Raw genomic sequence first — 4,845 nt, 5'->3', positions numbered from 1 at the left:
TGCTTCCCGGCTCGCTCAGGCCGGCGTCACCGCCGGGGCGGCCGCCGCCAGGGCCGCCACTGTCGGCGGCGCCGCGCGGGGGGGGGGGGCGGGGGGCGCCCCCCCCCGGGGCGCCCCCCCCCGGCCCGTTCGCCGCCCGCGTGCGCCGGGATCAGTGCCGGTCCCCGCCATGCGTCAGGGTCCACGCGTCCTGCGACCGGGCGGCGCGGTGCGGCTCGGCCCACCGGGTCGCCACCGTCGGCGTCCGTCCCTGGTCGCGGAACCGCTCCGCCTCCCGTAGCTGCCGGTCGACCGCCCGGTCCTTCAGCCACCAGGTGACCGGTGCCGCGAGGACGAGGGCGAAGAGTACGAGCAGGGCGATGACTGTCACGAAGATGTCCATGCCTCCACTCTCGGCCGCGGACGGAGCCACGAGCAGTGGCAGGACCGTCAGCGAGCATCGAATTACTGCCACATTTTCGCCGCGCTTCCGGCCCCTCGGGTGCCACACTGGAGAGCATGCTGACCAACGTCGCAGCCGTCCTCCTCGACGGTGTGCACCCTTTCGAACTCGGCGTCGTCTGCGAGGTCTTCGGGCTGGACCGCAGTGACGAGGGCCTGCCCGTCTACGACTTCGGCGTGGCGTCCGCCGAGGGCCCCCGACTCTCCACGCACTGCGGTTTCACCATCGGCGACCTGCACGGGCTCGACCGGCTCGACGCCGCCGACCTGATCTGCGTGCCCGCGGGCAACGACTACACGCGCCGCGACTTCCCGCCGGAGCTGCTGGACGCGCTGCGCCGCGCCGTGGACCGGGGCGCGTACGTCCTGAGCGTGTGCACCGGCGTCTTCGTGCTCGGCGCCGCCGGGCTGCTCGACGGCCGGCGCTGCTCGGTGCACTGGCGGCAGGCGGACGACCTGCGGCGCTCCTACCCGCGCGCCGACGTCCAGCCGGACGTGCTGTACGTGGCCGACGGCCCGGTCATCACGTCGGCGGGCACGGCCGCGGGCATCGACGCCTGCCTCCAGCTCGTACGGCTCGAACACGGCCCCGAGGTCGCCAACGCGATCGCGCGCCGCATGGTGGTGCCGCCCCACCGGGACGGCGGCCAGGCGCAGTTCATCGAGCGGCCGCTGCCGAGGAGCAGCTGCGACACGGTCGGCGGGGTACTGGCCTGGATGGAGCGCCACCTGGACGAGGAGATCACCGTCGAGCGGCTCGCGGAGCGGGCGCACATGTCGCCGCGTACGTTCGCCCGCCGCTTCCAGCAGGAGACGGGCACCACGCCGTACCGCTGGCTGCTGCGCCAACGCGTGCTGCTGGCACAGGAGTTGCTGGAGGGTACGGAGGAGACGGTGGACGCGGTCGCGGGCCGGGCCGGCTTCGGCAACGCAGCGACACTGCGGCACCACTTCCTGCGCACCCTGAGCACGACTCCGCACGCCTACCGGCGCACGTTCCGCGGTGCGGACGCCCCGGCCGGCCGCCGAGACGGCGCCGGCCTCGCGTCACAGCAGGTCTGAGGAGCCGCCCCGGGGTTCCGGCACACGGCTGCCGGCCGGGCCGCCTCAGGCGTTGGGGGCGGTCTCGTAGCGGGGTGTGCCCTCGGCCATCTGCTTCAGGGCGTCCTTGCGGTCGCGCTTGGAGAGGCGGTCGATGTACAGGTAGCCGTAGAGGTGGTCCGTCTCGTGCTGGAGGCAGCGGGCGAAGTAGCCGGTGCCGCGGACCTTGATGTCGTTGCCGTGCGCGTCCTGGCCCGTGACCTCGGCGTAGTCGGGACGGGCGAGCGCCGCGTAGGCGGTCGGCACGGACAGGCAGCCCTCGTTGGAGTCGTCCAGCCGGCGCCGCTCCGGCTCCAGCTCCACGAGCACCGGGTTGCAGACGGCGCCGACGTGCCGGGCTCCCTCGTCGTCCTGGCAGTCGTAGACGAAGACCTTGAGGTCCACGCCGATCTGGTTGGCCGCGAGGCCGACGCCCTCGGCGGCCCGCTGGCTCGCGAACATGTCGTCGATGAGCCGGGCCAGCTCGTCGTCGAACGCGGTGACCGTACGGCACTCACGGTGGAGCATCGGGTGCCCCACGACGGTGATCGGGCGGGACGTGCCGCGCTCCCGGTGCGCGCTCTCGCGCTCCTCGGCGTCCGCCGTGTCCACGACGAACCCGTCCTCGTCCGTCGCGAGGGCAGCCTCGCCGATCCGCTGGTCCGTCTCCTGCTGCGTCATGTCCGCAGTCGCCTTCCTGGGTACCGTTGTGCCGCTGGGCCCACCGCGCGGGGCCCGCTCGGGCCGCGCGATGTGCCCGTACAGCCTAAGGGCAGGTCGGGCGGTGCGGCGCCCGCGGACGAGAGGTCCCGGGTCCTGCGGACGAGAGGTCCCGGCTCACGGGGGGGGCGGCCGCGGTCCCGGTCAGCACACCTCTTCGAGATCGCGCCACTCGCGGCTGTCGGGGCTGTCCGCCACCCAGCCGTCGAGCAGGCCGCGCACCAGGCCCTGCGGTGCGGCGATGCCGCACTCGCGCTCCGGCGTCCACAGCTCGCCGGGGGTGCGGTGGCCCAGCGGGCCCGGGTGGCCCGGCTCGCTGTGGTCGTGCGGGTCCAGGTACTCGCCCTCGCCCTCGGCGCTCGGCATCCGGCTCTCCGAGCACGTACGGCACAGCAGCCGCACCGACGACGACCAGTCCTCGGCGGCGAACCCGGCGTCCGCCGCGAGCTGTTCCAGCGCGTCCCTGTCCTCCTCGGCCGCCGCCTCCAGCAGCACCACCCAGGTCGGCACGGGCGACGGTGCCCACAGCTCGATCTCGTCGAACACGGGGTACACGTGCGGCGACCCGTCCGCGGAACCCGCGGTGGTCCGCTCGCCGTTGGGCACCCCGTCGTGCAGGACGACCTCGCCCCACCGCCTGCCGGAGGACGGCAGCGGGATCGAGAGGACCTCGATGCGCGCGGGGTCGAGCCTGCGGCCCCACACGACCTCGGCCTCGCCCTCGGGCGAGAGCCGCACGGCCGCGCTGCCCAGGTCCATGCCCTCGGGCTCCTCGGCCGCCTCCGCGCTGTGCGGGCTGCCCGGCACCCGCAGCCCGTACGCCTGCCAGGCGCGGCGCGCGAGCGGCCAGTCCTGGAGGGCGGTGGCGGCGATCCCCACGTTCCACCAGTCAGGGGCGCCGGCCTCCTTGTCCAGCAGGGCCACGGCCCGCAGCCCCGCGGCGCGCGCCTGCTCCCAGTCGTGCCGGAACTTGTGCAGCAGCGCCAGGTTGAACCAGGACTCCGACAGCCACGGCTCCATGTCGGCGGCGCGGGTCAGCAGCGCGCCCGCGTCGTCGTACCTGCCGTCACCGATCAGCGTGAACGCGCGGTCGGTGGCCTGCCGCCACGAGGCGGAGGGCCGATGCCGTACCTTCCCGAAGATCCTCACGTTTCCCGCCTGCCGGTCGCTCGGGTCATTACCCCAGGACACTGTCTTCTTCGCATCCAACCATGCCGGATGCGTGCTCTCTACTCACGGGCTACCCAGCGGGAGCCGGGGTCAGACCGCCTCGCGCGAGGACGCGTGCGAGGGATTCCACCACGTCGGGATGGTAGTCACGTGCCGTACCCAGCCGCAGCCGCTCCAATGCGCCGAGGGGTCCGTCCGCACATCCGTTGTCACCTGCCAGGTCGTCGTACGCGTTGACGGCCCGCACGATCCGGGCGGGCAGCGGCTGTTCACGGTAGGGGTCCGCCTGCCGCTCCACGACGACGGCCACCGCGGAGGGGACGCCGGTCTGGCGGACGACCGCGCCGCCGAGCAGCGCGATCCGCCGCTGCTCGGCCTCGGGCAGCGGCGCGGTCGCCCCCTCGGGGACCGGGTCCACCAGGGACAGCTGGCCGATGTCGTGCATCAGCGCCGCGTACTCCAGAACGGCCAGGGCGCGCCCGGAAAGCCCGAGGTCCCGCCCGACGGCACAGCTCAGTTCCGCGACCCTGCGGGCGTGGCCCTCGCGGGTGTACCCGGCTATCTCGGTGGCGCGCGCCAGGGACGCGATGGTCTGGCGGTAGGTGGTGCGTACGGCCGCGTACCGGCGGAAGGAGAGCTGGGTCAGCAGCAGCGGCACGCAGAACACCGGCAGCGCCCACAGCCCCGCGACGGCCACCCCGAGCGCTATGACGACCCCCGTCGCGCAGACCGCGGACGCGATGCCGGCGAGGGAGCGCAGCTCCTCGCGGAGCAGCGTCGCGAAGGGGTCGGTGGCGCGGGCCCGGCGCAGGACCGCGCAGAGCACGGCGTCGCACAGGGCCGTCAGCGCGAGCATCAGCAGGAGCAGCGCCGCGTAGTACGAGCCGCCGAGGACGTACCAGGGCTGGAAGCAGGCCGCCGCGAAGGCGACCGTGAGGACGCGGCGGGCCAGGTGGTCGAGCGGCGTACGGTGCGCGGCGCCGCCCGCGAGACTGGCGGCGAACACCACGGCGACGGTCTGGAGCACGCCGTGCCCGGCGATCCGTCCCGCGCTCTCGCCGAGCAGCGCGTACGCGAGGGCTCCGGCGGCGCCGAGCGGCGCGGGCTCGCGCTCCTGGGGGCCCGCACCCCAGCGGGCGGCCTCGCCCACGGCGATGAACAGGCCGAAGGCGAGCGCGTTGCGGGGGTCCGCGCCCCCCCCCACGGCGGTGCCGGCCAGGGCGAGGGCGACGAGGGCGCAGGCCGCCGCGCGCACCGCGTACAGGGCCCCGCGCCGCCCGCTCGGGGTCGGCCTGTCGGCGGTCGGCCGGGAGCGGGCGCCGTTCGCGTACGTCGTCACGGCGCTCCCGGGCCGCGCCTGGCCGCGCTCGCGGCGGGCGAAGCGCTCGTGGCGGGCGCCGCGGCAGGGGGCGGGCTCGTGGCGGCATCCGAGGG

At 75.0% G+C, this 4,845-nt stretch carries 5 protein-coding genes; 1 reads left to right on the top strand and 4 read right to left on the bottom strand.

The features are described from left to right. Positions 1-151: 151 nt before the first annotated feature. Complete coding sequence (locus LCE31_RS36865) at positions 152-382, bottom strand: hypothetical protein (RefSeq protein WP_225022359.1); 231 nt, start codon at positions 380-382, stop codon at positions 152-154. A 116-nt stretch (positions 383-498) separates the two neighbouring features. Here LCE31_RS36865 and LCE31_RS36860 point away from each other — a divergent pair, with 116 nt between their 5' ends. Beyond that, complete coding sequence (locus LCE31_RS36860; protein WP_225022357.1) at positions 499-1,503, top strand: GlxA family transcriptional regulator; 1,005 nt, start codon at positions 499-501, stop codon at positions 1,501-1,503. A 45-nt stretch (positions 1,504-1,548) separates the two neighbouring features. On the opposite strand, the gene def is transcribed toward LCE31_RS36860, so the two are convergent. The 3 genes from def to LCE31_RS36845 form a co-directional block, all read right to left on the bottom strand. Continuing rightward, positions 1,549-2,202 (bottom strand): peptide deformylase, encoded by a 654-nt coding sequence (gene def, locus LCE31_RS36855; protein WP_225022355.1) that lies wholly within the window; start codon positions 2,200-2,202, stop codon positions 1,549-1,551. Positions 2,203-2,385: 183 nt separating this feature from the next. Then, positions 2,386-3,390: a tetratricopeptide repeat protein gene (locus tag LCE31_RS36850; protein WP_225022353.1), complete on the bottom strand. Its 1,005-nt coding sequence runs from the start codon at positions 3,388-3,390 to the stop codon at positions 2,386-2,388. A 91-nt stretch (positions 3,391-3,481) separates the two neighbouring features. Continuing rightward, positions 3,482-4,666 carry an HD-GYP domain-containing protein gene (locus LCE31_RS36845; RefSeq protein WP_374118680.1) on the bottom strand — a complete coding sequence of 395 codons (1,185 nt, stop codon included), beginning with the start codon at positions 4,664-4,666 and terminating at the stop codon, positions 3,482-3,484. Between the last annotated feature and the right edge of the window lie 179 nt (positions 4,667-4,845).

The sequence above is a fragment of the Streptomyces sp. 8L genome (assembly GCF_020176795.1).
Lineage (GTDB): Bacteria > Actinomycetota > Actinomycetes > Streptomycetales > Streptomycetaceae > Streptomyces.
This window is presented reverse-complemented; position numbering and strand designations above follow the sequence as displayed.

What these genes read in the sequence shown, in the direction of transcription:
- LCE31_RS36865 (WP_225022359.1), bottom strand. Translation starts at nt 382, where the DNA reads ATGGACATCTTCGTGACAGTCATCGCCCTGCTCGTACTCTTCGCCCTC.
- def (WP_225022355.1), bottom strand. Translation starts at nt 2,202, where the DNA reads ATGACGCAGCAGGAGACGGACCAGCGGATCGGCGAGGCTGCCCTCGCG.
- LCE31_RS36860 (WP_225022357.1), top strand. Translation starts at nt 499, where the DNA reads ATGCTGACCAACGTCGCAGCCGTCCTCCTCGACGGTGTGCACCCTTTC.